We start from the raw sequence: 26,617 nt of genomic DNA on the forward strand, positions 1-26,617 counted from the left end.
ATCTGCGCTAGCGGGCTAATCTCCCTGAAGCTAACGCAGTCCGAAAGACGCCGGCAGCGTGACGGCGACGATGCCGTAGCGCGGTGCGTCGGTGTTGGCGGCGCTGGGCGTGGTCTTGTCGTCCAGCCCCTGGCTGCCAGTGATCTCGCGCAGCGCCTCAAGGATGAAGCGGACCAGGTATTTGTCGCCGTCAATTTTCAGCTCGGGGTAGCTGGCGTAGGCCAGCCTGTCGGCCAGCTTGGCCAGCACGGTTTCCTTGTGCTGGGTGAGGGCGCTGGCAAACTTGTCGGCATCTGCCGGGCCTATGTCTACCGTGAGTGCCGGGATGGTCAGGATATGCCGGCTGGCTTCCACGTTCTCGGGCAGTGGCTCGGTGTTTGCAAGGACTACCCGTAAGTCCGAGCCCAGCAGGGCGATTTGCAGGGGGCTGGGGACTTTGCTGTCGCTGGCCTTGCTGTTGTCGACCTGGGGCTGGCTGGCTGCATCCGGCTTTTGTGCCAGCGGTTGGCTGGCTGCCGGCTGGGCGGTGCCGGCATCCGGCCTGGCGGGCGGCTTTTTGCCGGACAGCGCCCACATCGCAACACCACACGCGACGATCACCGTGGCCAACAGCCACAGATACCAGTTCGACTTTGACGCGGGCGCGGCGACGCGGCGGGTGTAGCTGGGCGCATAGGCGGCCGGCAGCGGCGGTCTGGGCGCCTGTTGCCGGGCCAACTGTGCGTCGTATGCGGCCCGCTGGGCACTGTCCGACAGCACGCCATAGGCCTGGGCGATCAGGCTGGCGCGCTGGGCCATGCGGCTGTCGGTCCCGTGCTTGTCCGGGTGGTGGCGCTGCATCAGGCTTTTGTAGGCGGCGCGCAGCACTTCCGCGCTGGCGCGGGGGCTGACTTCCAGGATGTCGTAGTAGTTCGCGGGTTGCTCGGCCATAGGGCGTGTATGCGGGTGAATGGGCTAGTGTGTCACCGGGCCGAGCTTGGTGAAGATGGTGGTGCTGTTGTCGCTTTCCTGCAGGCGGATTTCCTGCGGGCTGGCGGCCAGCACGATAGTCGCGTCATGGCCAAACTGCTTGCCCAGCTTGTAGCTCCACAACAGGCGCTGATCCTTGTATTCCCACACGCCGTATTGCAGTACCGCGCCGTCGTCCTGCCGGATTTCCCATTCGCCGTTGCCATACAGATACAAGGGCGTGGTCAGGCGGGAGGAATGCCATTTGCCGACGAAGACCTTGGCGTCGATCTGGGCGTGCCGGCTGCAGCCGGGCAGGGCCAGCAGCGTGGCCGCGCAGGCTGCCAGCAGCAGCGCGCGCCGGGGTTTAGCGGCGCAGCACACTATTCCACTCGGCCTTTTGCCGCTCTATGCGGTTGCGCTCAATCTGGTCCTTGATGCGCTGGTCTTCCTTCTTTTGCCAGGCCAGGCGTTCGTCTTCACGGCGCGCCTGCTCCTTGGCTTGCAGCTCGGCCATGCGCAGCTCGGCCGAGACCTGGGCGCCACGCAGGCGCGATTCTTCTTCAAAGCGTTTGGCGTCCTGCTCTGCCCGGCTTTTGTCGCGTTCGGTTTGGCGCTTGTCGGTTTCCTTGCGGCGGTCCTCGGCCTGCAGCAATTCCAGCTCGGCCCGGTTCGCGGGGCGTACGCCGTGCGTCTGGTAGTACTCCTGCAGCAGCACTTTGTCATTGGCCTGGGCATTGGCGGCGGCGGCTGCAGCGGCGGCTTCGGCCATTTCGGCCCGGCGGCTGTTGACTACCATGGTGAAGACCTGGGCGATGGCCAGCAGCGCCACCAGGGTGCCCACCACCATCGCCAGTTTGCGCGGCGTGGAGCTGGACCGGTGGGTCGTTGATGCTGCCAGGTGGGCCGAGAAGCTGCTGCTTTCCCGGAAGGCCGGGTAGGACGCGGTGGTCCCGGAGCGCATGGCCATGGCATCGGCCCGCATGGTCATCGCATCGGCCCGTAGCGCCATGGCTTCGGCGCGCAAGGCCATGGCTTCGGCATCGGCGGGCAGCGGCGCCAGAGCCAGCGGGGCCGCGGCCGGCAGGGCGGGCTCGGGTAGGGGGGGCGCTATTCTGGCGTCGTAAGCCGCGCGCTCGCTGGGGGAGGACAGGGTTTTGAAGGCGACGTTCAGCACCTTGAGCTTGAAGTCAAAGTCATCCGGACTGATGCGGTCCTTGTGCGCTTGCAGCTGGGCGCTGGTGCGCTCGTAGGCCGCCTGGATGTCGGCATCCGAGGCCGTGGCGGGTATTTTCAGGAACTCGTAAAGGGTTTTCTTGCGAGGGGTCACATTGAACTCTGCACAGCGGGGCGGGGTGGCATGCCTGTGGCTACGGGCATGTGTTACGAAATATTTCGCTGGCTATGGTACCGTCTTTGTCTCTGGTGTGAATAAGTTTGAAGTTGTATGAAGTGATGCGGGTCTGCTGCCGACGTTTACCGCCACACTGCCGCTTTGTCCGTTCTGCCCTGCCTGGGCATCCCGTATGCAAGATCGCTCCCCTTTTTCGATTGCTGAGCTGCTCGGTAGCGCCTTGTTGCTGGCCTGCGGGCTGGTGGCAATCGTCTATACGCTCAAGCTGGCGCACGACCTGGATGGATGGGGTGCTTTACAGAGCGCTGGTTTGGCCGTGGTGCTGTTGGTGGCGGCTCTCGACCCTGCCTACTATTTTGTGGATGGCTGGGCGCGGCTGGTTTCGCGCCGCTTCCGGCCTTCGCGCCAAAACCGTTGGACGCTGGCGGCCTCTATGCTGGGAGTGGGCCTGTCGGTGGTGGGTTGGCTGATGGAAATGTATCTCGCCTACTTCGGCAACTAGCCATACCCCAGGCCGGCCTATTCGACAAACCTTCAAGGTGTTGGCCCAGTTCAGTGGCTATCGCGGGTTTTATACGCTGGCAATCGGCGCAAAGGTGTCGTCCATGGCGTCCAGGCTGCAGTCCAGCAGGGACGGAGCCACTTCGCGCTCCAGCACGGTGAACATGCTTTCCACGAAGTCCATCAGCCCGTCCGAGGCGGCAATCGCCGCATCCACATGACCGTTGGCCACCGCGTCGATCACGGCGATATGGCCGTCCACCGTGCTCTGCAGGTTGGTGTGCTGGGGCGTCTGCATGTGGTAGATCCAGCCGATGCGCCGGAAGATGGTGTGCAGCGGGCGCAGCGTGCTTTCCACAAACGGCTCGTTGGCGGCGGCCAGGAACAGCTGGTCGATGCGCCGGTCCACCAGGTTGAATTGCGCGATCGTCATGTCGGCGCCATGCTCCATCAGCTGGCGGCGCAGGTGCAGCATCTGGTTGCGCTGCGAGGCGCCGGATCGTTCTGTGGCCAGGCGGATCACAAAGCGCTCCATGTCGCGGCGCAGCTGCAGCAGCACGCGCTCGCGGGTCAGGTCGACCGGGGCGATCTGGATGCCGTGGCGCGGCGAGACGATGACCAGGGTGTCGGCCGCCAGCCGGCTGACGGCCTGGTGCACCGGCGTACGGCCCAGGCCCACCATGGCCTGCAGCTCGTGGGTGGCCAGAAAGCGGCCGGGCTTGAGTTCGCAGCTGACCAGCAGGCTTTCGATCTGTTCATAGGCCTGGTCGGACAGGTTGACCTGGCTGCGGCGGCGCGGGGCTTCCGACGACGGCGCAGAAACTGCCGTCAACGCAGAGCGGAAGCCGGGGGACGAAGCCATAGTGTTCTTTCTGAGATTCAATGGCATGCGAGGCATGCATGTATTCAACTATCAAGCATACCCTGATATGTAAGAGGCGGCGCAGAGGGACGTGACCTCTTCCCAGCAGAAGGTGCGCTATTTTTCTCGTTATTGGATTCCATCTTGCTTCTGGTAAACACTAAGAACTTTTGTGAAATATCACGTTATTCTTCATTTCGGGTTGATTGCCGGACGCAGCCTGCAGAGCACCCATTCGAATAACTTCGCGGCCCATGGGCCCGCATTGATGGAGACAAGCATGAAGAAACTGTCCAAGTTGTCGGTCTGTATGGCGGCGCTGGTAGGTGCCGTGGTGGTTGGCGGCCTGCCGCTGGCGGCCCATGCGCAGACCAAGGAGGCGCTGACTTTTGCGGCTGTCACGTTCAGCGAGGCGGGCCGGGGCGAGCGCCTCAAGGCCTGGGTCGAGAAGTTCAACAAGAGCCAGGCTGTCGCCGAAATCACGCCTATCGCCATTCCCTTCGGCAGCTTTGCCAAGACGGTCTTCACGCAGATGGGCGGCGGCGCGGGGCCCGACCTGGTGCGCATGGACGCGATCGACTACTACGCAGCCGTGAACAGCAAGAGCATCCTGCCGCTGGACGATTTGCTCAAGGGCGGCAACTACAAGTTCACGGAGCCCGACAAATACATGATTGTGGGCGGCAAGCGCTTTGGCGTGCCGTTTGAGCTCAGCAACTACGTGCTGCTGTACAACCCGGCCTTGCTCAAGGGCGGCAAGCCACCAGCCAACTTCGACGAATTCCTGGCCAGCGCCAAGGCCGCCACCGGCAACGGTGTCTATGGCTACGCCTACCGCGCCACCATGGCCGAGGGCAATGGCTTCTGGCAGGACCTGTGCAACTTCGTCTACGGCTTCGGTGGCCGTTGGAGTGACGCGCAGGGCAATCTGACCCTGAACGATGCCAAGGTGGTCGAGGGCGTTACCGCCTACAAGCAGATCTATGACGCGAGCGTGATTCCCAAGGGCGCAGACGCCGCCACCTACCGCCGCATGTTCTGGGAACGCAAGGTAGCGATGGAGGTCGACAACGGCGGTGTGGCGGGTATCTTTAGCCTGCAGGCACCCGAACTGGCGTTTGCGGCCGCGCCGTCGCCGTTCCCGACGCGGGCCCAGGGCATGGTGCTGACCGCGCTGACCATCAATGCCAACACCAAGCACAAGGCCGCCGCCGAAGCCTTCATCAAGTGGACCTTGCAGCCCGAGAACCAGAAGGACCTGCAGGAATTGCTGGGCGCCAGCAACGTGGCCACGGTGGTCGAACGCAGCCCGGAGATGATGGCCAAGCGACCCTGGCTGAAGGTCTATGACGACCAGGCCGTGAACAGCGTGCCGCAGCTGGTCCAGGGCCTGGAGGTCAAGACACCGGAGATCCAGCAGATCGTGCTGGAGCAGGTACTCAAGGTCTTGCAGGGCGGCGTGGACCCCAAGAAGGCCATGGACGACGCCCAGCGCACGGCCCTGTCGCGCGTGCTGCGCAAGTAAGCCAGCCCACTGCAGACCTTCCCCATGCATGCTGCTGCATCTTCCGTAGGCGTCACGTCGCCGAAGGCCAAGCGCGACTGGACGCCTTATTGGTTCGCCGCGCCGGTGGCCCTGTATCTGCTGCTGTTCCAGGGCTATCCGCTGGTGCAGGAGTTCTACCTGAGCTTTACCTCGACCGCCTTGCTGTCGCCCGGCCAGCACACCTATGTCGGGCTGCAGAACTACGTCGATCTGGTGACGCAGGAGGAATTCCGCCAGGTCTTTCTGATCACCGCCGTCTACACCGTGGTCTGCGTGGTGGCGGCAATCGGCCTGGGCCTGGGGGCGGCGCTGCTGCTCAACGCGCCGTTCCGCGGGCGCGGCTTAGCGCGGGCGCTGGTGACGATTCCGTGGGCCGCGCCGCCGGTGGCCGTGGCGCTGATCTTCATCTGGATCTACAACGGCCAGTACGGCATCTTCAACCATCTGCGGGGTGCGCTCGGCGGTGCCGTCAGCCTGGAAAGCTGGCTCGATAGCCCGGCGCTGGCCTTGCCGGCCGTGTTGCTGACGACCATCTGGCAGATCTTTCCGTTTGCCTCGGTCGTCATCCTCGCCGCCTTGCAGGGCGTGTCCTCGGAACTGCGCGAGGCCGCGGTGATCGACGGCGCGGACCGGCTGAGCGTATTCCGCGCCGTGGTCTGGCCGACCATCCAGCCCTCGGTGGCGCTGCTCGCGCTGTTCCTGACGATCTGGTCCCTGCGCCGCTTCGACCTGATCTGGCTCATGACCCAGGGCGGCCCGATCGGTTCGACCAACACCATGGTGATTGAGCTGTACCGTCGCGCCTTTGTGTACCGCGATCTGGGGCAGGGCGCCGCCGTCGGCATGGTGGGCCTGTCGATTGCGCTGCTCATCACCATCGTCTATTTCCGCTATACCCAGCGCGTCGAGCGCGCCAAGGGGCAGCGATGAGCCGCACTATGTCTTGGAGCCACGCGCTCCGCATGATCCTGGTGCTGGCGCTGTTGGGCGTGGCCGCGTTCCCAATTTACTGGATGCTGGTCACCTCGCTGACCTCGTCGTCGGACCTGTTCGCGCCCAAGCCGAACCTGCTGCCCGACTGGTCGCAAGCGGCGGTTTACGGCCACGCCTTCAGCGCCACCGCCGTCGCGACCTGGCTGAAGAACAGCGCCATCGTCGCCTTCGGCACGGCCGCGCTCAGCATCGTGCTGGCCATTTTCCCGGCCTATGTGCTGTCGCGCTACCGCATGCGGGCGGTCGCCATCCTGGGGGTGGCGTTGTTCGTCACGCAGATGCTGCCCGAAGCCATGCTGGTCGTGCCCTTGTACGCGATCTTCGGCCAGCTGGGCCTGCTGAACAGCCTGACCGGCCTGATCCTGGCCAACACGGCGTTCACGGTGCCGGTGATCACCCTGATCCTCAAGGGTGCGGTTGACGGCGTGCCTATCGACATCGAGGAGGCCGCCGGCATCGATGGTTGCTCGCGCCTGGGCATCGTGCTGACCATGGTGCTGCCGCTGGTGGCGCCCAGCCTGGCTGCGGCTGCGGTGATCGCCTTCTTCCATGGCTGGAACGAATACGTGTTCGCCCAGACCCTGATCAGCGACCAGGGGCTGCAAACCGCTTCGGTCGGCCTGGCCGGCTTTGTGGGCGAGCTCAGCACGCCCATGCATACCGTCATGGCCATCGGGCTGATGTACACCCTGCCCGCCGTCATCTTTTATCTCTTCGTGCAGCGCTACGTCGTCTCCGGCATGACCGCCGGCAGCGTCAAAGGCTAACCCTTTCCGGACACCCACCATGGCATCCATTTCCCTCCAGGGCGTCACCAAGATCTTCGGCGGCAAGAAGGCCGCCAACCAGATCACGTTCGACGTCGCCGACCGCGAATTCCTCGTACTGCTCGGGCCCTCGGGCTGCGGCAAATCCACGCTGCTGCGTATGCTGGCCGGCCTGGAGCAGGTCACCAGCGGCGAGGTCCACGTCGGCGCGCGCCGCGTTGACACCTTGCCGCCCAGCGCCCGTGACATGGCTTTCGTGTTCCAGTCGTATGCGCTGTATCCGCACATGACGGTGCGGCGCAACATCAGCTTCCCGCTGATCATGCGCGAGCATCGCTGGTGGTTCCATCTGCCGCTCATCGGCGGCTTGGCCAAGCGGCGCATCGAGCAGTCGCCGGCGGTGCGCGACCTGGTCGACCGTACGGCCAAGACGCTGGCGCTCACCGAGATGCTCGACCGCTACCCGCGCACCCTGTCGGGCGGCCAGCGCCAGCGCGTGGCGCTGGGCCGGGCCATGGTGCGCCAGCCCGATGTTTTCTTGATGGACGAGCCGCTGTCCAACCTCGACGCCAAGCTGCGTACCTCGATGCGCGCCGAAATCATCAAGCTGCACCGTGAAGTGGGGGGCACCTTCGTCTACGTGACGCACGACCAGATCGAGGCGATGACCATGGGCACCCGCATCGCGCTGATGCGTGACGGCGAGGTGCAGCAGTTCGGCACGCCGCGCGAGATCTACACCGATCCGGCGAACACCTTTGTGGCCCGGTTCATCGGCACGCCACCCATGAACCTGATCGAGGCGCGCATCGAGCCGCGCGGTCTGGTGATTGGCAAGGCGGTACTGCCCTTGCCCGAACATCTGGCTGCGCTGGGACAGCAGGCGCCGCGCGATGTGTTGCTCGGTATTCGTCCGCAGGCGCTGGGCCTGGCCCACGGCGTGCTGGCCGGCCAGGTGGTACTGGTCGAGCACGTGGGGGCCGAGTCCATCGTCAGCATCAAACTCGACCACGCGAATACCGCCCACAGCGAGGACGGCGAGAGCGGCGACGACGTGATGGTCGTGGTCCAGGGCTATAGCGATCTGCGCAGCGGCCAGCCCGTGCAGCTGTCGCTCGACCTTGGCGAAGCCGTGCTGTTCGAGCGCGGCGGCCAGCGCATCCGCGTGCCGGCCTTGTCGCGCGCGGCCTGAGCGTTGCCATAAACCCCAACCAGGACAGCCCATGAAAACTCTCAAGATTGCTTTCCACGGCGAGAACGCCGCCAACTTTCGCCAGGGCTTCGAGACCCTGGTCGACCCACGGCACCAGATCATCGATTTGAGCGACACGCTGGACAGCCCCGGCGAGCGCGAACACTACGAAAGTGCCGACGTCATCGTCGGCATCAAGCTGAACCGCGAGATGCCGACACCCAAGAAAGCGGGCCTGTTCCATGCGCCTTCTGCAGGCACGGATGCGATCGACACGGCGCTGCTGCCGCCCGGCACCGTGCTGTGCAACTGCTTTGGCCACGAGCACGCCATTGCCGAATACGTGGTGGCCGCTTTGCTGCAGCGCCATGTGCCGCTGGCGCAGGCCGACGCCGATCTGCGCCAGCAGCGCTGGACCTACTGGGCCGGCCGGCCGACCGCACTGCGCAGCGAACTCGGGGCCCAGACTCTGGGCCTGCTGGGCTTTGGTCATATCTCCCAGGCCATCCTGGCACGGGCCAAGGCCTTTGGCATGCGGGTCACGGTGGCCAACCGCAGCCCCATCCAGGATGAACGGGTAGACCAGGTATTCACCCTGGACCAGCTGCCGGCCTTCATGGCATCGGCCGACGCCATCGTGGTTTCGCTGCCCTTGACGGCGCAGACCACGGGTATCGTCGGTGCCGATGCCTTCGCCGCCATGCGGCCTGATGCGCTGATCTTGAACGTTGGGCGCGGCCCGGTGATCGATGAGCAGGCGCTGTATGACGCCCTGGCCAGCCGCCGCATCGGCGGCGCCATCATCGACACCTGGTACCGCTATCCGACGCCCGACCAGGCCGAGTGCACGCCATCGCGCCTGGATTTCGCGTCGCTGCCGAATCTGCTCATGACCCCGCACATGTCGGGCTGGACCTCCGGCACGGTGCGCCGGCGCCAGCAAACCATGGCCGACAACATCCAGCGTTGGCTGGACGGCCAGCCGCTGAACAACGTGCTCTGGCCTAAGCCATGAACACGCATTCCTCTCCCACCCTGCCCGCGGCCGCGCAAGAGGTCGTAGCCGCCCTGGTCGCCGCGCGCCGTTCCGGCCAGTCGGCTCTAGTCGCGCCCTTGCGGGCCGCGCTGAGCACCGATGACGAGGCCTATGCGGTCCAGAACGCGGTGGCCCAGGCGCTGGGCTGGTTTGCCGAGGGTGGGCCACGCTACTGGAAGTCGGGCGGGGCGTCCCGGGATTCCGTGCTCAGCCATGCGGCCCTGCCCTCTGCGGGCGTGCGGGTGGCCGGCGACACGCTGGCGGATGTGTCCTTCCACACGCCGGCCGTGGAAGCCGAGATCGTGCTGCGCCTCGCAGAAGATGTGACGCCCGAGCGCGCGCAGCGCCTGGGCCACGCCGATGGTCCGGCCCTGGTGGACGCCATGGCCGTTGCTATCGAGATTGCCGATTCACGCTGGGATGAAGGCCTGCAAGCGCCGCCCACCTTGCGGCTGGCCGACCAGGGCTCGCACGGCGCGTTGGTCCTGGGCGAATGGCTGCCCTGGCGCGCGCACGATTGGGCGGGCCAGCGCTGCGAAGTCCGCTTCGGTGGCACGCCGGTGATCGCCAATACGGGCGCCTATTCCCTGGGCGATCCGCTGTGGCTGCTGCCGATCTGGCTGCGCCACGCCACGCGCCATGGCCGTACTGTGGCGGCGCACAGCGTGGTCACCACGGGCTCCTGGGTGGGCGCGATCCCCAGCCCGAAGGATGCCGATGTCGTGGTCCGCTTTCCCGGTCTGGGCGAGGTCGGCCTGCGCGGCGGAACCGTCCACGCCGCACACCGTATCGATTTCACCTGATTCACCTGATAGAGGAACCCCATGTCCCCATTGTTTGACTTGACCGGGCGCACGGCGCTCATCACCGGGTCCGCGCGCGGCCTGGGCTTCGGATTCGCCCAGGGCCTGGCCGAGGCGGGTGCCAAAGTCGTGATCAATGCGCGTAACGCCGAGCAGGTTGCACAGGCCGTGGCCCAGCTGCGCGCCCAGGGCCACGACGCGCTGGGCCTGCCGTTCGACGTGACCGACGAAGCCGCCGTGGGCGCCGCATTCGCGTCGCTGGACCAGCAAGGCATAGAGATCGACATCCTGATCAACAACGCCGGCATACAGCACCGCATGCCCCTGGTCGATCTGGAGCTCAAGGACTGGCAGCGCGTGATCGACACCAACCTCACCAGCGCATTCATTGTCGGTAAGCAGGCCGCGAAACGCATGATCGCGCGCGGGCGCGGCGGCAAGGTCATCAACATCGGTTCGTTGACCAGCGAGGCCGCGCGCGCTACGGTCGGCCCGTACACGGCGGCCAAGGGCGGCATCAAGATGCTGACCCGCGCCATGGCCGCCGAATGGACCGAGCACGGCATCCAGGCCAATGCCATCGGCCCCGGCTACATGGCGACCGAGATGAACACCGCCTTGCTGGAGAACCCGGCTTTCGACGCCTGGGTCAAGGGCCGCACGCCGGCACGCCGCTGGGGCCGTGCCGATGAGCTGGCTGGCACCGCGGTCTACCTGGCCTCCGCCGCCTCTGATTACGTCAGCGGGCAAATCATCTACGTTGACGGCGGCATGCTCGCCGTGCTGTGAGGGCATGGCTGTTCTGCCGTTCTCCAGGTCCTTATGAATCAGGCAGTTGACCGGCTCCAGCACCCGGTCTGCGCCACCCACCTGCAGAAGTGAATCTGCGTACCAAGGAATAGCTCTATGGAAGCACTTGTCATCCATGCCGCCGGCGACTTGCGGGTTGAAACCTTTCCCACTGCGGAACTCGGCCCCGGCCAGTTGCGGGTACGGGTGCGCTGTGGCGGCATTTGCGGCTCGGACCTGCACTACTACAACCACGGCGGCTTCGGCACCATCCGCCTGCAGGAGCCCATGGTGTTGGGCCATGAAATCGCCGGCACCATCGACGCAGTGGGTAGCGCGGTGGCCGGCTTCGCCGTGGGCGAGCGCATCGCCGTCTGCCCCAGTAACCCCTGCGGTCTGTGCCGCTACTGCCAGCAGGGTTTGCAGAACCACTGCCTGGACATGCGCTACTACGGCAGCGCCATGCGCAACCCGCATGTGCAGGGTGCGTTCCGCCAGGAGATCGTGGTCGAGCCGCACCAGGCGCACCGGCTGGCGGCCAGCGTCAGCGATGGCGAGGGCTCGATGGCCGAGCCGCTGGCGGTGGCGCTGCATGCGGTACGACGCGCCGGATCGCTGCTGGGCAAGTCGGTGCTGGTCACAGGCTGCGGGCCGATTGGCGCGCTGGTGATCCTGGCGGCCCGGCGTGCTGGCGCCGCGCACATCGTGGCCACCGATGTCAGCGACCACACCCTGGGCAAGGCGCTCAAGGTCGGCGCCGACGAGGCCATCAACGTTGCCGAGGAACCGGACGGTTTGAAGCGCTTCATGGCCGACAAGGGCAGCTTCGATGTGCTGTTCGAAGCCAGCGGCAACGAACGCGCGCTGCGTGGTGCGCTCGACACCCTGCGGCCGCGCGGCATCCTGGTGCAGCTGGGCCTGGGCGGCGAAATGACGCTGCCGATCAACACCTTGGTGGCCAAGGAGTTCGATCTGCGCGGCGCCTTCCGCTTCCACGAGGAATTCGCCATGGCGGTGGAGCTGCTGAACAAGGGCCTGGTGGATGTGAAGCCGCTGATCTCGGCCACGCTGTCCTACCGCGACTCGGCACGCGCGTTCGCCCTGGCGGCAGACCGCTCGCAGGCCATGAAGGTATTACTGAATTTCGATTGAGAAAGAAAAGCAATGGCGACCCTGATCACCGACGTCAAAGTCATACTCACCGCGCCCGAAGGCATCAATCTGCTGGTGGTGAAGATCGAGACCAACCAGCCCGGCCTGTACGGCCTGGGCTGTGCGACCTTTGCCTACCGCCAGCTGGCGGTGCAATGCCTGCTGGAGCAATATCTGAAACCGCTGCTGCTGGGCCGCGACGCCAGTGCCATTGAAGAGCTGTGGCAGCTGATGCACCAGAACGCTTACTGGCGCAACGGGCCGATTGAGAACAACGCCATCTCGGGCGTGGACATGGCGCTGTGGGATATCAAGGGCAAGATGGCCCAGATGCCGCTGTACCAGCTGTTTGGCGGCAAGTGCCGCGAGGGCGTGCCGATCTACCGCCATGCCGACGGCCGCGACCTGGCCGAGCTGTGCGACAACATCCAGAAGTACCGCGAGCAGGGCATCACCCACATCCGCTGCCAGAACGGTGGCTACGGCGGCGGCGGCTTCGGCGCGGCCCCGGTGACTGCGCCGCAGGGCGCGTTGGACGGCATCTACCTGGACAGCAAACAGTACATGCGCGACACGCTGAAGCTGTTCGAGGGCATACGCAGCCAGGTCGGCTTTGACGTGGCGCTGTGCCACGACGTGCACGAACGCCTCAAGCCTAGCGAGGCCATCCAGTTTGCCTGCGCGCTGGAGCCCTTCGACCTGTTCTTTCTGGAAGATGCGATTGCGCTGGAGGAGGGCGAGTGGCTGCGCCAGCTGCGTGCCAAGACCACCACGCCGCTGGCCCAGGGCGAGCTGTTCAACCACCCGATGGAATGGAAATACCTGATCGTAGAGCGCTTGATCGACTACATCCGCGTACACCTGAGCCAGATCGGCGGCATCACCGCCGGCCGCAAGCTGCAGATCTTTGCCGAGCAGTTTGGCGTGCGCACCGCCTGGCACGGCCCGGGCGACATGTCGCCGCTAGGCCATGCGGCGAATATCCATGTCGATCTGGCGGCGCGCAATTTCGGCGTGCAGGAATGGTCGGGCACCGAGCCGCCGAACTTCGTGATCCAGGAGCTCAAGGGCCCGCGCGATGCGCTGCTGGACGTGTTCCCCGGCCTGCCCGAATACCGCAACGGCTACGTCTACGCAAACGACAAGCCGGGCCTGGGCGTGGATATCGACGAAGCAGAAGCCCTCAAGTACCCGTGTGACAACGCCACCACGCTGTGGACCCAGACCCGGCTGCGCGACGGCACGCTGCAAACGCCATAAGCATTTTGCTATTGAAAGCGTAGCTGCCTGCGCAGATATTACCTGCGCTGTAGCCCCAAAAGGCTTGTATTTCCAGGGGCTAAAATCGGGCCTGTCCATGGCCAAAATCGTCCTCTTCAACAAGCCCTTCAACGTGCTCACCCAGTTCCGCCCCGACGGTGACCGACCAACGCTGGCGCAGTACATCCAGGACCCCAGCCTGCGCGTGGCCGGCCGGCTGGACCGGGATTCGGAAGGCCTGCTGCTGCTGACCGACGACGGAGCGCTCAACGCGCGCATCACCCAGCCCCGGCGCAAGCAGTTCAAAACCTACTGGGTGCAGGTGGACGGCCTGCCTACCGAGGCCGCGCTGCAGGCACTGCGCCAGGGCGTGCTGCTGAACGACGGTATGACCTTGCCGGCCGAGGCGCGGCAGATCGACGTGCCCGAAGTGTGGCCGCGCACGCCGCCGGTGCGCTTTCGGGCGCTGTTGCCGACTTCCTGGCTGGAGATCCGCATCTGCGAAGGGCGCAACCGCCAGGTACGGCGCATGACGGCGGCGGTGGGCCTGCCCACCTTGCGTTTGATACGCGTGCAAATAGGCGACTACCAACTAGGGGATCTGCCGCAGGGAGCTTGGCGGCTTGCAGCTCCATAGGGCCGTAGCGCAGGTAATATCTGCGCAGGCAGCTATATTTTTGAGAGCGAAAGCGGTTCTTCTGTAAACCTGGCTTTACCCTGCCACCCTATACTGCAGCGCAGCATTTTCTGCGTCTGAAAGGTGTTTGCATGAGCGCTTCTCCCATACCTTATCCCGAACAATGCACGCTGGTGCTGCAAGGCGGCGGCGCCCTGGGCGCCTACCAGGCGGGGGTGTACGAGGCCCTGCATACGCATGGTATTGCCCCGCATTGGGTCGCTGGTGTGTCTATCGGCGCCATTAACGCAGCCATCATTGCCGGCAACCCCCCGGAGCTGCGCGTGGCGCGCCTGCGCGAGTTCTGGGAGGGAGTGTCTGCCAACCTGCTGGCTCCCCCGCTGCCCAGCAATTTTGGTGTTGAGGCGCGCGAGTTTTTCAACGAGTCCAGCGCGGCCTGGGTGTCGCTGTTTGGTGTGCCAGGTTTCTTCAGCCCGCGTATGCCGCCCGCGCCCTTCCAGCCGCATGGCACGGCGGCGGCGCTGAGCTACTACGACACGTCTCCGTTGTACAAGACTCTGCAGCGCTTGGTGGACTTTGACCTTATCAATGCCAAGCAGGCCCGGGACAAGGTACGCCTCTCGGTGGGGGCGGTGCATGTCACCACCGGCAACTCCACGTATTTCGATTCTGTGGACAGCAAGTGCCACCGGATCATCGGACCCGAGCACATCATGGCCAGCGGCGCTTTACCACCAGGTTTTGAACCGGTGGAGATCGGCGGCCATTTCTACTGGGACGGTGGGTTGGTGTCCAACACCCCTCTGCAGTATGTGATCGACCAGCCGGCGGACCATGACATGCTGGTGTTCCAGGTCGACCTGTTCAGCGCACGGGGCCGGCTGCCGCGCAACCTGAGTGAGGTGGCCGAGCGCGGCAAGGACATCCAGTTTGCCAGCCGCACCCGCTTCAATACCGACCTGGTCGCAATGCAGCAAAAGATATCCAGTACGGCCGCAAACCTGGCTACCAAACTTCCACCAGAATTTGCCAACGACCCGGACTTACAGCAATTGCTGAATGCCGGTACTGCCGCCGCTTTGACCATCGTGCACCTGATCCACCGCAGCAAGCACTACGAAACCCAATCCAAGGACTACGAGTTCTCGCGTGCCACGGTGCGTGAACACTGGGATGCCGGTCGCAAGGATGTGGAGCGCAGCCTGGCCGATCCGCGTTGGGCCGAGCGTTGCCGCTCGCAGGTCGGCATCACGGTGCTGGACTTGACGCGGCCCGACGAAGCTTAGGCGCCAAAGCCCTGTGCCAGCCGCCGGGTGATCTCCGCCGCCGGCAAGGCCAGGCACCCACTGGCGTTCTGCCCCGACCACAGTGGCGAAAAGTCGCCGCTGTCTAGGCGTTCAGCATGGGCGCGCAGCGGTGCCATGGCGGCCGTGGCCATGGGGAATGCGGGGGCTGCATCGTTCAGCGCGCCCAGCTCGCGTATCACCCGGTTGACGATGCCGCGCGCGGGCCGCCCGGTGAACAAATGGGTCAGCACCGTATGCCGTGCCGCAGGCGATTGCAGCACCGCGCGGTGCGCCTTGCTGGTGGTGGCTTCATCGCTCAGCAGGTAGGCTGTACCCACCAGCACCCCGGCCGCGCCCAGCGCCATGGCGGCGGCCACGCCCTGTGCATCGGCAATGCCGCCGGCAGCAATCACCGGCACCGAGACTGCGCGCACGATCTGCGGCAGCAGGGTGAAGCTGCCCATTTGCAATGACAGGTCGTGCGACAAGAAGTGGCCCCGGTGGCCGCCGGCCTCCAGCCCCTGGGCGATGATGGCGTCCACACCACGTGCCTGCAGCCACAGCGCCTCCTCCACCGTGGTGGCCGAGGCCAGTATCTTGCTGCCCCAGCTGCGCACCCGCTGCAGCAGCGCAGGCGTGGGCAGGCCGAAGTGGAAGCTCACCACCGGCGGGCGAAAGGCCTGCAGCACATCGGCCGCCGCATCGCTGAACGGCGCGCGTCCCGGGCCCGAGGCAATCTGCGCCATGTCCAGCCCCATCTCTGCGTAATAGGGTGCCAGCGCCGCATGCCAGCGTGCCGGCTGCCCGTCTTGCGGCGCGGGCAGTGTGTGGCAAAAGAAGTTGACGCAATAGGGCTTGCGGGTCTGCGCGTGGATGCGTTCCAGCTCGTCGCGCAAGGCATCCAGTCCCAGCAGCGCAGCAGGTAGTGAACCCAGGCCACCGGCCTCGCTCACCGCGACCGCCATGGCACTGCCTTGTACGCCGGCCATGGGGGCCTGGACCAGGGGCAGGGCGGTACCTAAGAGTTTGGTGAGTGACATGGCGTGTCCTGTCTGAAAAAAAATATGAAAAAACTATACAGAGCTTGTAAGAACCCTGGCGCTGCTGCGACTACTTCACAGCAAGCTTGCATACCGCACAGCGTGCTGAAGACACAACCCTTATTCACTTTTATTGACTGGAGATCACCATGACCGCTACCAACACCCGCTTCGCTTCCACCGCTGTTCTGGCCCTGGCTTTGGGTTCTGCCCTGGCCATGGCATCGGCCCCCGCATCGGCAGCCGACGACGCCAAGGAAAAGTGCTTCGGCGTGGCCATGGCCGGCAAGAACGACTGCGCTGCAGGCGCCGGCACCACCTGCGCAGGCACCTCCAAGATGGACTACCAGGCCAACTCCTGGAAGTTCGTGCCCGCCGGCACCTGCGAGACCATGAAGTCCACCACATCGCCCACGGGCATGGGCCAAAAAATGGCTTTCACTGCAAAGATGTAAGCACACCTTCAACCTGCGCAGCGACTGCCATGTCCTATCCCGTTGATACACAGTTGCTGCCACGCGGTGCAAGCCCTGCAGGCTTGCCCGCCCGCTCCGGCATAGGGCTCAAATCCACACATGTGGGCGAGATTTTGCAGACCTTGCCCGCGCTCGGTTTCTTCGAGGTGCATGCCGAAAACTATATGGTGGACGGCGGCCCCTTCCACCAGCACCTGGCCCGCGTTTGCGAGCACTACCCGCTGTCCATGCACGGCGTTGGCTTGTCCATAGGTGCCGAAGGCCCGCTGGACGCCTGCCATCTTGACGCTTTGGCGGCCCTGCTGGACTGCTACCAACCCGCATCCTTTTCTGAACACCTGGCCTGGTCCAGCCAGGGCGGCGTGTTCCTGAACGACCTGCTGCCTTTGCCCTATACGGGCCGCACCCTGCAGCGCGTGTGCGAGCATATCGACCAGGTGCAGACCCGTCTGCGCCGGCGCATGCTGCTGGAGAACCCTGCCACCTATTTGCAGTTTGCCGAGTCCACCTGGGACGAGCCGGCCTTCATCGCCGAGGTGCTGCAACGCACCGGCTGCGGCCTGCTGCTGGACGTGAACAATGTGTTTGTTAGCAGCGTCAACCACCACTTCGACGCCCAGGCCTATGTGCGCGCACTACCGCTGGACCAGGTGGGCGAGATCCATCTGGCCGGCTTTGCCGAACAATGTGACACCGCCGGCGACCCGCTGCTGATCGACCACCACGGCGCGCCGGTGGACGCGGCGGTCTGGCGGCTGTATGACTACACCCTGGGCTTGACCGGCCCGGTCGCCACGCTGATAGAGCGCGACAACGATTTACCCGCCTTGCCTGTGCTGCTGGCCGAGGCCGGTATGGCCGAGCACCGGCTGCACACCATCCAGGTGACCGCATGAGCGCGCAAGCCCTATTCGCCCAGGCTCTGCTGCAGCCCGCAACGCTTTGCCCTGACGGCCTGCGCGTTTGGAACGGCTCCGACCCGGCGCTGCGTTTCGCGGTGTACCGCAACAACGTGCTGGTGTCGCTGGTCGACGCGCTGGCCACCACTTTTCCCGTGGTGCAAGCCCTGGTGGGCGAGGAATTTTTCCGCGCCATGGCAGCGCTATTCGTGCGCGCCCATCCGCCGCAGTCGCGCATCCTGGCCTGGTATGGCGCGGACCTGGCCGATTTCATTGAGCACTTCGAGCCTGCTGGCAGTCTGCCCTATCTTGCCGATGTCGCGCGCTTGGAAATGGCCCGCGTGCGGGCCTACCACGCAGCCGATGTGGCCGCTGTGCCGTCCGAGGCCCTGCAGGCTGCCCTGGCGCAGCCCGAGCGGTTGGCCAGCTTGCGGCTGGGTCTGCACCCGTCCCTGCAGGTACTGGCCTCGCGCTACGCGGTGTTCTCGCTGTGGGCCGCGCACCAGGGCCCGCTGGACTTGGCCAGCGTGGACCCGTGCCAGGCCGAGACCGTGTTGGTCTACCGCAATGGCATGCAGGTGGAGACCACGGCGGTCAGCCTGGCCAGCGGCCACTTCATCCGCGCTGTATTGCAAGGCGAAAGCCTGCTGGCCGCCGCCAGCGCCGATACCGATCTCAATCTACCGGCCACGCTGGCCCACCTGGTGCGCCAGCAGCTGATCACCCACCTCGATTTTGGAGACTGAACCATGGACACCGTACACACCCCATCGACCGCATCGCCCCCAGTTGCCGCACTGCGCAAGCTCATCGCCCTGTGCGCGCAGATACCGCACACGCTGATCGCCTTTCTGGCGCGCTTTTCCATCGCCGCGGTGTTCTGGAAGTCGGGCCAGACCAAGGTGCAGGGCCTGGCCGTCGACCTGGTGGGCGGGGAGTTCCACCTGGGCTGGCCGCATCTGTCGGACTCGGCGGTGGCCCTGTTCCGCGAGGAATACAAGCTGCCCCTTGTGCCGCCGGAGCTGGCCGCGCCCATGGCCGCCTGTGCTGAGCATTTCTTTCCACTGCTGATATTGCTGGGCCTGGGCACGCGCCTGTCGGCACTGGCTTTGCTGGGCATGACGCTGACCATCCAGCTTTTCGTCTACCCCGAGGCCTACCCCACCCACGGCTCCTGGGCCGCCCTGCTGCTGTACCTGGTGGCGCAAGGGCCAGGCAAGTTGTCGCTGGACCACGCCATCGCCCGCCGCTACGGTTAGTTAGGTTTGCTATGGTTTAAATAGCTGTTGACGCATGTAAATTCTGCGCTAGCGAGCCATTTGTTTAAATTTATGCGGCGTGCTTGGTCTATGCCAACATGTAATAAATGCGGTTGCGCGATGGCCAACCTCTACGCAGCAGTGGTGTTCTCGGCAAGAATGGATGTGCTTTACTTTTCGTAACATGGACCGTGCTACACGGTCTCTGCCCGAACACCTCACTAGCGCCTGGAGCACCTATGCTTGCAATGTTTACCTCTCTTCGCGGCAAGATCGTCGCCATCACCGCCGCTGTACTGCTGGTGGGGCTGGTTGGCCTGTCGATCAACAACGTCTGGACCGCGCGCCAGTACGCGCTGGAGGCCTTGGACAGCCAGACCCGATCCTTGGCCAACTCGCACGCCGAAGGCGTGGCCGAATGGATCGCGCAGAACCACCGGGTGGTGGCGTCCATCGCGGCCGCGGTGCCCGAGGAAGACCCGCTCAAAGCCCTGGTACAGGCCAAGGTGGCGGGTGGTGTGGACTCGGCCTACATCGGCTATGCCGACAAGAAGGCCATCTTCTCCGAGGTGCGTACGCGGGCTCCGGACTACGACCCCACCGTGCGCCCCTGGTACCAAAAGGCTTCGGCGGCAGACGGTCCGGTGGTCACCGACCCTTACATTGGCGCTGCCTCCAAGAAGTTGCTCATTACTTTTGCCGCCGCCGTGAAGGAGGGAGGCCAGATCAAGGCCGTGACCGCCGCTGATGTGCTGATGGACACCGTGTCGCGCAACGTGGCTTCCATCCGCCCCACGCCCGGCAGCTACGGCTTTATCGTGTCCAAGGCCGGCAAAATCGTGGTGCACGAAGATGCCAACTTGCTGCTCAAGCCGGTGGCCGATATTGCACCTGATCTGGGCCAAGGCGGCTTTGCCGACCTGAAAGGTCTGACCGACATCAAGATCAATGGCGAGTCCCGCCTGGTCTATGCCGCACCCATCACCGGCACCGACTGGTCGCTGGTGGTGGCCCTGCAACGCGACGAGGCCACGGCCGGCATCCGCGCCATGGTCTGGTCATCGGTCGTCGGCGCCCTGGTGGTGGCGGTGGCCGTGCTGTTCATCATCGCAACGGTACTCAGCAAAACCCTGCGTCGCCTCACCGTGCTGCGCGATGCCATGCAAGAGGTGGGCTCGGGCGACGGCGATCTGACCCTGCGCGTGGCCACCAGTGGCAACGACGAGCTGGCCACCATTGCCTCCAGCTTCAATCAGTTCGTGGAGAAGATCCACGCCGTGATGCAGCAGGTACGCACCAGCGCCGATGGCGTGGCCATGGCCAGTGTGGAAATCTCGCAGGGCAATAACGACCTGAGCGCGCGCACCGAGAACCAGGCCAGCGCGCTGGAGCAGACCTCTGCCTCCATGGAAGAGCTGGGCGCCACCGTCAAACAAAACGCCGACAGCGCGCGCCAGGCCAACCAGCTGGCGATGACCGCGTCCTCGGTGGCCATCCAGGGCGGTGAGGTGGTGGGCCAGGTGGTCGAAACCATGAAGGGCATCAACGAGTCCTCGCGCAAGATCAGCGACATCATTGGTGTGATCGACGGCATAGCCTTCCAGACCAATATCCTGGCGCTGAACGCTGCCGTGGAAGCGGCCCGTGCGGGCGAGCAGGGCCGGGGCTTTGCCGTGGTGGCCAGCGAGGTGCGCAGCCTGGCCGGGCGTAGCGCCGATGCGGCCAAGGAAATCAAGCAACTCATTTCCACCAGTGTGCAGCGGGTGGAGCAGGGCACGGCCCTGGTGGACCAGGCCGGCGCCACCATGACCGAGGTGGTGGGCTCCATCCAACGCGTGACGCAGATCATGGGCGAGATCAGCGTCGCCAGTGCCGAGCAAAGCTCGGGCGTGTCGCAGATCGGAGAGGCCGTCACCCAGATGGACCAGGTGACCCAGCAGAACGCCGCGCTGGTGGAGCAGATGGCCGCAGCGGCCAGCAGCCTCAAGTCCCAGGCTGGTGATCTGGTGGACGTGGTGGGTGTGTTCAAGCTGGCATCGCATACAACCCAAACGTCCCACAAACCGCAGCGCAGTGTCTTGGCTCCGGTGGCCGCGCCGCACCGGACCAGCCTGGCGCCAGCGCCACGACCCGCAGCCAAGGCACCAGCCGCCAAACCTCTGGCCTCGGCGGCTAAGACCGCTGCGCCTGCACCTGCGCGGCCCGCGGCGGCCAAGCTGCCGGCGCCTTCGGCACGCAAGCCCGTGCCTTCCAAGCCTGCCAAGCCCGCGGGTGGTGAAGACGACTGGGAAACCTTTTAAGTACGCAGCCAGGCGCGCGCGTAGCAAGGGTGAAAGGGCCCGGCGCCGGTTAGCGTGCCGATTGGAATCGGCGCCTTTAGCGTATTTAATGCGGGTGTTTTATGCCTGCGGCACAGATATTCTCTGCGCAGGCAGCTATCAAAATAGAAGCAAGCGCGGCAATGTGCGTGCTTGCCTCGTGTAGCCGCTAGGCGGTGGTGGCCTGCACCAGCTGGGCCAGCTTGGCCTTGGCCGCGCCGGATTCAATCGCGGTCCGTGCCAGCTGCAAGCCTGCTGCCAGCGAGTCGGCCACATTGGCGGCGTAGAGCGCGGCGCCGGCGTTGAGGATCACGATGTCGCGCGGGGCACCATGGTCGTTGTTCAGCACACCCATCAGCATGGCCTTGGATTGTTCGGGCGTGTCCACGCGCAGATTGCGGTGGCTGGTCATGGTCATGCCGAAGTCCTCGGGGTGGATTTCGTACTCGGTGATCTCGCCGTGTTGAAGCTCGCCCACCAGGGTGGCCGCGCCCAGGCTGACTTCGTCCATGCCGTCCTTGCCGTAGACCACCAGCGCGTGCTCGGCGCCCAGGCGCTGTAGCGCCCGCACCTGGATGCCCACCAGGTCTTGGTGGAACACGCCCATCAGGATGTTGGGGGCTCCGGCGGGGTTGGTCAGCGGGCCCAGGATGTTGAAGATGGTGCGCACGCCCAGCTCCTTGCGCACCGGTGCCACGTTCTTCATGGCAGGGTGGTGGTTGGGGGCGAACATAAAGCCTATGCCCACGTCGGCAATGCACTGCGCAATGGCCGGGGAGGCGAGGTTGATGTTCACGCCCAGGCTCTCCAGCACATCAGCGCTGCCGCTGCTGCTGCTGACGCTGCGCCCGCCATGTTTGCTGACCTTGGCGCCGGCCGCCGCTGCCACGAACATGCTGCAGGTGGAGATATTGAAGGTGTGGGCGCCATCGCCGCCGGTGCCCACGATGTCTACCATATGGGTGGTGTCGGCCACATGCACCTTGTTGGAGAACTCGCGCATCACCTGGGCGGCGGCGGTGATCTCGCCTATGGTTTCCTTCTTCACGCGCAGGCCGGTGATCAGCGCGGCCATCATCACGGGCGACATCTCGCCGTTCATGATCAGGCGCATCAGGTGCAGCATCTCGTCGTGGAAGATTTCGCGGTGCTCGATGGTGCGCTGCAGGGCTTCTTGGGGGGTGATCATGGGAGGCTCCGGTTCAATTGCTAGGGGTGCTGGACAAGGCCAGCTTCAGGCCAAAGCCGACAAACAGCGCGCCGGCGCCGCGTTCCAGCCAGTGCATGCCGCGCCGCACCGCGCCCATGCGGCGGGCGGCCCAGGCGGCCAGCAAGGCATAGCCGAGGTTGATCGGCACCGCGTTCAGGTTGAACAGCAGGCCGAGCAGCAGGAAGGACAGCGTGGGATGCGCGCTGCCCGGGGTGATGAACTGCGGCAGAAAGGCCAGAAAGAACAGCGCCACCTTGGGGTTCAGCGCATTGGTCCAGAAGCCTTGCAGAAATACCTTCTTCAAGCTTTTTGTGCCGCTGGCGCTGGTGGAATCTGCGGGGGCAGCTATCGAATCCGTAGCATCCAGGGGTTTGGGCGCACGCAGCATCTGCACGCCCACCCACACCAGGTAGGCCGCACCCACCCACTTCAGCACCGTGAAGGCGGTGGCCGAGGCGGTGATCAGCGCGCTGATGCCGACGGCGGCCGCGAAGATGTGGACGAAGCAGCCGGCGGTGATGCCAAAGGCCGCCACCACGCCGGCCCGCCAGCCGCCGCGCAGGCCGTTGCTGAGGATGTAGAACACGTCCGGGCCGGGTGTCAGGTTCAGCAGCCAGCCGGCGGCGATGAACAGCGGCAGGTGGACGATGCCCAGCGCGTCCAGGCTCATCGCGCCCCCTGGTCCAGGAAGTTCTTCAGCATCGCGTGGCCATGCTCGGTGAGGATGGACTCGGGGTGGAACTGCACGCCCTCGATGGCCAGCGTTTTGTGGCGCACGCCCATGATTTCGCCGTCATCGGTCCAGGCGGTGATCTCCAGCTCCGTCGGGCAAGTGCCGCGCTCGATGGACAGCGAGTGGTAGCGGTTCACGGTGAACTGCTCCGGCAGGCCGGCGAACACACCTTGCTGGGTCGTGGTGATCACACTGGTCTTGCCGTGCATCAGCTGCTGCGCCCGGATGATGGTTCCGCCAAAGGCTGCGCCAATCGCCTGGTGGCCCAGGCAGACGCCGAGGATGGGTAGCTTGCCGGCGAAGTGCTGGATCGCGGCGACGGAGATACCGGCTTCCTTGGGCGAGCAGGGGCCGGGGGAGATCACCAGCCGGTCCGGCTTGCGCGCGCTGATTTCCTCGAGGGTGATTTCGTCGTTGCGCACCACCTCTACATCGGCGCCCAGTTCACCGAAGTACTGGACGATGTTGTAGGTGAAGCTGTCGTAGTTGTCGATCATCAGCAGTTTCATGCGGACTCTCCTGCGTGGATTTTGTCAAACGTGCGCTGCTCGTAGGCGATGGACGCGTCGATCATGGCGCGGTAGGTGGCTTCCAGAATCTCCGGCGGCGCACCCAGTTGCACGGCCTGGGCCTTCACCCGGGCCACGATGTATTCGACCCGCTCCAGGTCGACGATCTGGTCGGCACGCTGCTTGATGCGCGCGGCCTGGGTCATGTAGTCGCTGCGCTCGGCCACCAGAGCGACGATGCGCTCGTCCAGCGCGTCGATGTGCTGGCGCACTTCAGCCATGTTGTTGCAATGTTTTGCACGGGGAATGGATTCGCTCATGTTCAAAGCTCCACGGTGTGAATTGACTGGTTCACGGCATACCGCAGAACCGGCTTTGCCGGGCTGCTGGTATGGCCCCCTGCAAGGGGGTAGGAGGCCACGCGAAGCGGGCAAGCCTGGGGGTGAGCGTGGATCTTTTTCATTCCAGTCCTTCCTCTACCAATTCGCTGGCGCGCAGCAAGGCGCGGGCCTTGGCCTCGGTTTCCTTCCATTCCAGCTCGGGCACCGAGTCGGCCACGACGCCGGCTGCGGCCTGCACGAACAGGGTCTGGTTCTTGATGATGCCGGTGCGGATGGTGATGGCCACGTCCATGTCACCCGCGTAGCTGATGTAGCCGCAGGCGCCGCCGTACAGGCCGCGCTTGGTGGGCTCCAACTGGTCGATCAGCTCCATGGCATGCACCTTGGGCGCGCCGGTCAGGGTGCCTGCGGGGAAGGTGGCCTTGAGCACATCGATGGCGCTCATGCCGTCGAGCAGCGTGCCTTCGACATTGCTGACGATGTGCATCACATGGCTGTAGCGCTCCACTGCAAAGGCCTCGGTGACCTTCACGCTGCCGATCTTGGCGATGCGGCCGATGTCGTTGCGTGCCAGGTCGATCAGCATCACGTGTTCGGCGCGTTCCTTGGGGTCGGCGATGAGTTCGGCTTCTGCCGTTTTGTCGGCCTCGGGCGAGGATCCGCGCGGGCGGGTGCCGGCCAGCGGGCGGATGGTGACTTTTTGTTCGCCACCGGGCATGGATTCCTGGCGCACCAGGATTTCCGGCGAGGCCGCGACCACGTGGAAGTCACCCATGTGGTAGAAAAACATATAGGGCGAGGGGTTCAGCGCCCGCAGCGCGCGGTACAGCGACAGCGGGGATTCGGTATAGCGCTTCTTGATGCGTTGGCCAACTTGCACCTGCATGAAGTCGCCGCCAGCGATCAACTCCTTTGCACGTTCGACGGCCGCGATGTAGTCGGCCTTGGCGAATTCGCGCTCGGTGGGGTGGCCTTGCGTGGGCTTGACGATGGGCGCGCTGACCGAATATTTGAGCTGTTCCTTGAGTTCGCGCAGGCGCTTCTTGGCCGTGGCATAGGCCTCGGGCTGGCTGGGGTCGGCGTAGACGATCAGGTACAGCTTGCCCGACAGGTTGTCGATCACCGCCAGCTCTTCGCACTGCAGCAGCATGATGTCGGGGCAGCCCAGGGTGTCGGGTGGGCAAGTGGCTTCGAGTTTTTTCTCGATGTAGCGCACTGCGTCGTAGCCGAAGTAGCCGGCCAGGCCGCCGCAGAAGCGTGGCAGGCCCGGGCGCAGCGCGACCTTGAAGCGCTTCTGGTAGGCGGCGATGAAGTCCAGCGGATTGCCCTTGTGGGTCTCTACCACCACGCCGTCACGCACGACTTCGGTTTGGGCTTCAGCACCAAAGCCGCTGGCACGCAGGAAGCTGCGTGCCGGCAGGCCAATGAAGCTGTAGCGGCCAAAACGCTCGCCACCAACTACGGATTCCAGTAAAAAGCTGTAGGCGCCACCGTTACGCGTGTAGGCCAGTTTGAGGTAGAGAGAGAGTGGGGTTTCCAGGTCGGCGAAGGCTTCCAGCATCAAGGGGATGCGGTTGTACCCGTCCTGGGCTAGGCTTTTGAATTCAAGTTCGGTAATCACGAAATTCACCTTATGTGAAATGCCAAGCCGCTGGGGGCTGGGCGTCAGCACGGTGTGCTGGGTCTATCAGGCATTGCCTCTGGGCGAGGCGCGGGGCGCACGGCAGGGCCGTGCAGATCAGGTGCGCGCAGAAGTTGGCTTACGCCAAGACCAGGCTCCCTGGCCGAGGCAACCTGCAGTGATCGTGCATGGGATAGACATGGCTAAAGTGTAGCAAACCGTTGGCCACCGGTCGCCTAGGTGACCCGAGTTCAGGGTTTGTCAGGAGCCGCGCGGGCTGGGCTGGCCGTTGCAGGGGTGAGAATGCAGGTGTCGCGGCCCAGGCTGCTTACACAGGGTGATTGCATATGCATGCGAGGCGTTTCTTGGTCACGATTTTGCTGGGCTTGTGGGCGGCAGGGGCGGCCTATGGTGTGACAGTGGCCGGCGTGGCTTACCCGGATAGCGTGGAGCAGCGCGGTGTGGCGCTGCAACTGAATGGGGCGGGTGTGCGCTACAAGGCTGTTTTCAAGGTCTATAGCGCAGGCCTGTACCTGGGCAAGAAGGCCGGTACGCCCGAGGACGTGCTTGCCATGCCGGGCCCCAAACGCGTCAGTATCACCATGCTGCGCGAGATCGATGCCAACGAGCTGGGCAAGCTGTTCACCCGTGGCGTGGAGGACAACACCAGCCGCAGCGAATTGTCTAAGCTGGTGCCCAGCTTGTTCCGCATGGGTCAGGTGTTTGCAGAGCAAAAGAAGCTGCTGCCGGGCGACAATTTTGTGCTGGAGTGGACGCCGGGCGAGGGTACGCTGTTGTTCGTCAAAGGTAAGCAACAGGGTGAGGTCTTTCCTGAGCCCGAGTTTTTCAATGCTTTGCTGCGTATCTGGCTGGGGAACAGCCCGGCGGACTGGAAGCTCAAGGACGCCCTGCTCGGCAAGCCAGGCTGATGTTTTTCAGGCTCTAATGGCTATCGGCAAGCTTCCGAGCATGTTGTTACAGTCTTCTGCTTCGAAAAAATATTGAACAGGTATGTAGGGGTTCGCGCTGTATTTTGGGCGATCATGTTAAAACTTGTAAAAAATCCAAATCCAGTTCTAATGGCA

The 26,617-nt window shown here is 64.6% G+C and carries 28 protein-coding genes; 18 read left to right on the forward strand and 10 right to left on the reverse strand.

Going from position 1 to position 26,617, the window contains the following annotated elements; genetic code table 11:
* Positions 1–30: 30 nt before the first annotated feature.
* Genes AC07R0_RS07155 through AC07R0_RS07165 form a run of 3 tightly spaced genes read right to left on the reverse strand, consistent with a single transcriptional unit; the run spans position 31 to position 2,278 of the window.
* Positions 31–930: a J domain-containing protein gene (locus AC07R0_RS07155; RefSeq protein WP_495104301.1), complete on the reverse strand. Its 900-nt coding sequence runs from the start codon at positions 928–930 to the stop codon at positions 31–33.
* Between the two features lie 24 nt (positions 931–954).
* Positions 955–1,332, reverse strand: a complete 378-nt coding sequence (locus tag AC07R0_RS07160; RefSeq protein WP_495104302.1) for a hypothetical protein — start codon at positions 1,330–1,332, stop codon at positions 955–957.
* Positions 1,316–2,278: a DnaJ domain-containing protein gene (locus AC07R0_RS07165; protein WP_495104303.1), complete on the reverse strand. Its 963-nt coding sequence runs from the start codon at positions 2,276–2,278 to the stop codon at positions 1,316–1,318. The genes AC07R0_RS07160 and AC07R0_RS07165 overlap by 17 nt, the downstream gene beginning before the upstream one ends.
* A gap of 196 nt (positions 2,279–2,474) precedes the next feature.
* On the opposite strand from AC07R0_RS07165, the gene AC07R0_RS07170 reads away from it, so the two are divergent.
* A complete protein-coding gene (locus AC07R0_RS07170; RefSeq protein ID WP_495104304.1) occupies positions 2,475–2,804 on the forward strand; it encodes a hypothetical protein in 330 nt (109 codons plus the stop codon).
* Between the two features lie 69 nt (positions 2,805–2,873).
* Here the strand turns inward: AC07R0_RS07170 and AC07R0_RS07175 are convergent, their stop codons facing one another.
* Complete coding sequence (locus AC07R0_RS07175) at positions 2,874–3,665, reverse strand: GntR family transcriptional regulator (RefSeq protein WP_495104305.1); 792 nt, start codon at positions 3,663–3,665, stop codon at positions 2,874–2,876.
* Positions 3,666–3,945: 280 nt separating this feature from the next.
* Between AC07R0_RS07175 and AC07R0_RS07180 the strand changes: the two genes are divergently transcribed.
* The 11 genes from AC07R0_RS07180 (at position 3,946) to AC07R0_RS07230 (ending at position 15,126) form a co-directional block, all read left to right on the forward strand.
* Positions 3,946–5,190 (forward strand): ABC transporter substrate-binding protein, encoded by a 1,245-nt coding sequence (locus AC07R0_RS07180; protein WP_310376609.1) that lies wholly within the window; start codon positions 3,946–3,948, stop codon positions 5,188–5,190.
* A gap of 24 nt (positions 5,191–5,214) precedes the next feature.
* A complete protein-coding gene (locus AC07R0_RS07185) occupies positions 5,215–6,141 on the forward strand; it encodes a carbohydrate ABC transporter permease (RefSeq protein WP_310376607.1) in 927 nt (308 codons plus the stop codon).
* Positions 6,142–6,149: 8 nt separating this feature from the next.
* The gene (locus AC07R0_RS07190) at positions 6,150–6,971 is read left to right on the forward strand and encodes a carbohydrate ABC transporter permease (protein WP_495104306.1); all 822 of its coding nucleotides are present in this window, start codon (positions 6,150–6,152) and stop codon (positions 6,969–6,971) included.
* 19 nt (positions 6,972–6,990) lie between these two features.
* A complete protein-coding gene (locus tag AC07R0_RS07195; protein WP_495104307.1) occupies positions 6,991–8,163 on the forward strand; it encodes an ABC transporter ATP-binding protein in 1,173 nt (390 codons plus the stop codon).
* 31 nt (positions 8,164–8,194) lie between these two features.
* The gene (locus tag AC07R0_RS07200; RefSeq protein WP_495104308.1) at positions 8,195–9,178 is read left to right on the forward strand and encodes a 2-hydroxyacid dehydrogenase; all 984 of its coding nucleotides are present in this window, start codon (positions 8,195–8,197) and stop codon (positions 9,176–9,178) included.
* On the forward strand, positions 9,175–10,002 hold the full coding sequence (locus AC07R0_RS07205; RefSeq protein ID WP_495104309.1) for a 2-keto-4-pentenoate hydratase: 828 nt from the start codon (positions 9,175–9,177) through the stop codon (positions 10,000–10,002). The genes AC07R0_RS07200 and AC07R0_RS07205 overlap by 4 nt, the downstream gene beginning before the upstream one ends.
* A gap of 21 nt (positions 10,003–10,023) precedes the next feature.
* A complete protein-coding gene (locus AC07R0_RS07210) occupies positions 10,024–10,791 on the forward strand; it encodes an SDR family oxidoreductase (protein WP_495104310.1) in 768 nt (255 codons plus the stop codon).
* 117 nt (positions 10,792–10,908) lie between these two features.
* Positions 10,909–11,943: an L-idonate 5-dehydrogenase gene (locus tag AC07R0_RS07215; RefSeq protein WP_495104311.1), complete on the forward strand. Its 1,035-nt coding sequence runs from the start codon at positions 10,909–10,911 to the stop codon at positions 11,941–11,943.
* A 12-nt stretch (positions 11,944–11,955) separates the two neighbouring features.
* A complete protein-coding gene (locus AC07R0_RS07220; RefSeq protein ID WP_495104312.1) occupies positions 11,956–13,203 on the forward strand; it encodes an enolase C-terminal domain-like protein in 1,248 nt (415 codons plus the stop codon).
* A gap of 97 nt (positions 13,204–13,300) precedes the next feature.
* Positions 13,301–13,840 carry a pseudouridine synthase gene (locus AC07R0_RS07225; RefSeq protein WP_495104313.1) on the forward strand — a complete coding sequence of 180 codons (540 nt, stop codon included), beginning with the start codon at positions 13,301–13,303 and terminating at the stop codon, positions 13,838–13,840.
* A 131-nt stretch (positions 13,841–13,971) separates the two neighbouring features.
* The gene (locus AC07R0_RS07230; RefSeq protein ID WP_495097658.1) at positions 13,972–15,126 is read left to right on the forward strand and encodes a patatin-like phospholipase family protein; all 1,155 of its coding nucleotides are present in this window, start codon (positions 13,972–13,974) and stop codon (positions 15,124–15,126) included.
* Here the strand turns inward: AC07R0_RS07230 and AC07R0_RS07235 are convergent.
* Entirely contained in the window at positions 15,123–16,166 is a 1,044-nt protein-coding gene (locus tag AC07R0_RS07235; RefSeq protein ID WP_495097657.1) for an NAD(P)H-dependent flavin oxidoreductase, read from the reverse strand. The genes AC07R0_RS07230 and AC07R0_RS07235 overlap by 4 nt on opposite strands.
* A gap of 149 nt (positions 16,167–16,315) precedes the next feature.
* Here AC07R0_RS07235 and AC07R0_RS07240 point away from each other — a divergent pair, with 149 nt between their 5' ends.
* From AC07R0_RS07240 to AC07R0_RS07260, 5 genes are all read left to right on the forward strand, one after another.
* Positions 16,316–16,621 (forward strand): BufA1 family periplasmic bufferin-type metallophore, encoded by a 306-nt coding sequence (locus AC07R0_RS07240; RefSeq protein ID WP_495074206.1) that lies wholly within the window; start codon positions 16,316–16,318, stop codon positions 16,619–16,621.
* 29 nt (positions 16,622–16,650) lie between these two features.
* Positions 16,651–17,538 (forward strand): MNIO family bufferin maturase, encoded by an 888-nt coding sequence (gene bufB, locus AC07R0_RS07245; RefSeq protein WP_495104314.1) that lies wholly within the window; start codon positions 16,651–16,653, stop codon positions 17,536–17,538.
* Positions 17,535–18,287: an HvfC/BufC N-terminal domain-containing protein gene (locus AC07R0_RS07250; protein WP_495104315.1), complete on the forward strand. Its 753-nt coding sequence runs from the start codon at positions 17,535–17,537 to the stop codon at positions 18,285–18,287. The genes bufB and AC07R0_RS07250 overlap by 4 nt, the downstream gene beginning before the upstream one ends.
* A gap of 3 nt (positions 18,288–18,290) precedes the next feature.
* A complete protein-coding gene (locus AC07R0_RS07255; RefSeq protein ID WP_495104316.1) occupies positions 18,291–18,800 on the forward strand; it encodes a DoxX family protein in 510 nt (169 codons plus the stop codon).
* Positions 18,801–19,048: 248 nt separating this feature from the next.
* Positions 19,049–21,100, forward strand: a complete 2,052-nt coding sequence (locus AC07R0_RS07260) for a methyl-accepting chemotaxis protein (protein ID WP_495104317.1) — start codon at positions 19,049–19,051, stop codon at positions 21,098–21,100.
* A 187-nt stretch (positions 21,101–21,287) separates the two neighbouring features.
* On the opposite strand, the gene trpD is transcribed toward AC07R0_RS07260, so the two are convergent.
* From trpD to trpE, 5 genes are all read right to left on the reverse strand, one after another.
* Positions 21,288–22,307 (reverse strand): anthranilate phosphoribosyltransferase, encoded by a 1,020-nt coding sequence (gene trpD / locus AC07R0_RS07265; protein WP_495104318.1) that lies wholly within the window; start codon positions 22,305–22,307, stop codon positions 21,288–21,290.
* Between the two features lie 13 nt (positions 22,308–22,320).
* Positions 22,321–22,998, reverse strand: coding sequence for a LysE family translocator (locus AC07R0_RS07270; RefSeq protein WP_495104319.1), 678 nt, complete (start codon positions 22,996–22,998; stop codon positions 22,321–22,323).
* On the reverse strand, positions 22,995–23,570 hold the full coding sequence (locus AC07R0_RS07275; protein ID WP_495104320.1) for an anthranilate synthase component II: 576 nt from the start codon (positions 23,568–23,570) through the stop codon (positions 22,995–22,997). The genes AC07R0_RS07270 and AC07R0_RS07275 overlap by 4 nt, the downstream gene beginning before the upstream one ends.
* Positions 23,567–23,890, reverse strand: coding sequence for a chorismate mutase (locus AC07R0_RS07280; protein ID WP_495104321.1), 324 nt, complete (start codon positions 23,888–23,890; stop codon positions 23,567–23,569). Before AC07R0_RS07280 ends, AC07R0_RS07275 begins: the two co-directional genes overlap by 4 nt.
* Before the next feature lie 139 nt (positions 23,891–24,029).
* Positions 24,030–25,532 carry an anthranilate synthase component I gene (gene trpE / locus AC07R0_RS07285; protein ID WP_495104322.1) on the reverse strand — a complete coding sequence of 501 codons (1,503 nt, stop codon included), beginning with the start codon at positions 25,530–25,532 and terminating at the stop codon, positions 24,030–24,032.
* Between the two features lie 347 nt (positions 25,533–25,879).
* Between trpE and AC07R0_RS07290 the strand changes: the two genes are divergently transcribed.
* On the forward strand, positions 25,880–26,461 hold the full coding sequence (locus tag AC07R0_RS07290; RefSeq protein ID WP_495097646.1) for a chalcone isomerase family protein: 582 nt from the start codon (positions 25,880–25,882) through the stop codon (positions 26,459–26,461).
* Positions 26,462–26,617 lie beyond the last annotated feature (156 nt).

The sequence above is a fragment of the Rhodoferax sp. GW821-FHT07F03 genome, from assembly GCF_059418745.1.